Here is a 2201-nt window from a genome sequence, read left to right as displayed (position 1 = left end):
GAAGTCGCTGCCCAAATCCATCGTCGTGATCGGTTCGGGGGCCATCGGCATCGAGTTCGGCAGCTTCTATCGCGCGCTGGGCGTCGATGTGACGGTCGTGGAGGCCCTGCCGCGCATCCTGCCGGTCGAAGACGAAGAGGTGTCCAAGGCGGCGCACAAGGCGTTCGAGAAACGCGGGCTGAAATTCAGGGTCGGGGCCAGCGTCAAGAAGTTGACTCCGTCAAGGACCGGCGTGTCGATCGAGCTTGAAGCCGGGGGCAAGGCCGAGACGCTCACCGCGGAGGTCGCCATCGTCGCCGTCGGGATCGCGGGCAATGTCGAGGACATGGGGCTCGAGGCCCTCGGCGTGAAGATCGAGAAAAGCCATGTGGTCACCGATAGCCACGGCGCCACCGGCGTCGCGGGGCTCTACGCCATCGGCGACGTGGCCGGCCCGCCCTGGCTCGCCCACAAGGCCAGCCATGAGGGCGTGCATTGCATCGAGCATATCGCGGGCCTGAAACCGTCGAACCTCAACTCACCGATTCCGGGTTGCACCTATTCGAACCCGCAGATCGCCTCCGTGGGTCTGACGGAGGCCCAGGCCAAGGAACAGGGCCTGGCGATCAAGGTCGGCCGCTTCCCCTTCCGGGTGAACGGCAAGGCCATCGCTTCGGGCGAGATCGAGGGCTTCGTGAAGACGGTTTTCGACGAGAAGACCGGCGCCCTGATCGGTGCGCACATGATCGGCGCGGAGGTCACGGAGATGATCCAGGGCTATGTCCTGGCCATCACCATGGAGGCCACCGAAGCCGAACTACAGGCCACGGTGTATCCCCACCCGACCATGAGCGAGGCCATGCACGAGTCGGCGCTGGACGCCTACGGGCGGGTCCTGCACATCTAGCCCCGCACTTGGCTCAGCTCTTCTTCCGAACCACGGCGTCCAGGCTCCAGGGCCCGCCGCCGGAGCAGGCGAGGTAGAGGAAGACGAAGCAGAACATGATCGCCAGCTCGCCGCCGTTGAGGGCGGGCCAGAAGCCCTGCGTCGCGTGCGCCATGAAGTAGGCGGCCGCCATCAGGCCCGAGCAGACAAAGGCTGCCAGGCGCGTGAACAGCCCGAGGGCGATGAGCCCGCCGCCCACGATCTCAAGGGTCGCGGCGATCATCAGGATTGGGGGCAGGGGATCGGGAACGCCAGGCTGAGGCGCGGGAAAATCAAACAGCTTCATCAGGCCGTGCTGCATGAACAGCAGCGCGGCGATGATCCGCAGGACGCTGAGCACCCGCGGCGCCCAAAGGTTGAGGTTCGGCATCTGAATCTTCCCCCTAGTCGGCCTCGCGACCGCAGCGTCGTCAGGCGGCGCGCAGACCGTCGGCCTCCGCCATCCGTTGAATCGCCACATAGTCGGTCTTGCCGGTGCCCAGCACCGGAACCTCGGTCACCTTGATGATCTTGCGGGGCACGGCCAACTCCGGCGCGCCGATAGCCTGGGCGTGGGCCACCAGCGGCGTGGAGTCGGCGTCGCGGCGGTCAGTCACCAGCACGAGGCGCTCGCCCTTCTTGGCGTCCGGCATGGCGATCACGGCGTGGCGGCTATCGGGCCAGACGGCGGTGGCGATGTCCTCAGCGGCGGTCAGGGAGACCATCTCGCCGCCGACCTTGGCGAAGCGTTTGACCCGCCCCAGTATCTTGATCCAACCGTCCTCGGTGATGTCGACCACGTCGCCAGTGTCGTGCCAGCCGTCGGGCGGCGCCTCGATCACCCCGTCCGCGCCAAGGTAGCCCGCCATGATGTTCGCACCCCGCACATAGAGGCGACCGCCGCCGGGAATGCCTTCCACCGGCTCCAGTCGCGTCTCGATGCCGGGCAGCAATCCGCCGACCGTGCCGCGCCGGTTGTCGGTCGGCTTGTTGACGGCGATCACCGGGGCGGCCTCGGTGGCGCCGTAGCCCTCCAGCACCGGAACATCGCCGAAGCGTTGATTGATAAGATTATGGGTTTCTTCTCTAACCTTTTCAGCACCACAGACGATAAACTTCAGACCCGAAAGTTCGCCCGGATCGGCCGAGCGGGCGTACTGGTTGAGGAAGGTGTCGGTCGCGAAAAGGATCGCGGCGCCGGTGTCCTTGATCAGCGGTGGGATCTGCTTGACGTGCAGCGGAGAGGGATACTCGAAGGCCTTCATCCCCTTGAGGATCGGCAACAGCGCGCCGCCGG

3 protein-coding genes are annotated in these 2201 nt (G+C 66.1%); 1 reads left to right on the top strand and 2 read right to left on the bottom strand.

Features of this window, described 5'->3' with window-relative positions; genetic code table 11:
- A partial coding sequence (locus tag RMO04_RS07825) for an FAD-dependent oxidoreductase (protein WP_309644224.1) occupies positions 1-886 on the top strand: 886 nt, incomplete at its 5' end.
- A gap of 13 nt (positions 887-899) precedes the next feature.
- Here RMO04_RS07825 and RMO04_RS07820 read toward each other — a convergent pair.
- Both RMO04_RS07820 and RMO04_RS07815 read right to left on the bottom strand, forming a co-directional pair.
- Complete coding sequence (locus RMO04_RS07820; RefSeq protein WP_309644223.1) at positions 900-1295, bottom strand: DoxX family protein; 396 nt, start codon at positions 1293-1295, stop codon at positions 900-902.
- Between the two features lie 40 nt (positions 1296-1335).
- Positions 1336-2201: AMP-binding protein (locus tag RMO04_RS07815; RefSeq protein ID WP_309644222.1), on the bottom strand; the 866-nt coding region annotated here is incomplete at its 5' end.

Origin of the sequence: Phenylobacterium sp., from assembly GCF_031412415.1 — a bacterium.
Lineage (GTDB): Bacteria > Pseudomonadota > Alphaproteobacteria > Caulobacterales > Caulobacteraceae > Phenylobacterium.
Note: the sequence above shows the minus strand (reverse complement) of the source record. Positions and strands in the feature narration are given on the sequence as shown.

What these genes read in the sequence shown, in the direction of transcription:
- RMO04_RS07820 (WP_309644223.1), bottom strand. Translation starts at nt 1,295, where the DNA reads ATGCCGAACCTCAACCTTTGGGCGCCGCGGGTGCTCAGCGTCCTGCGG.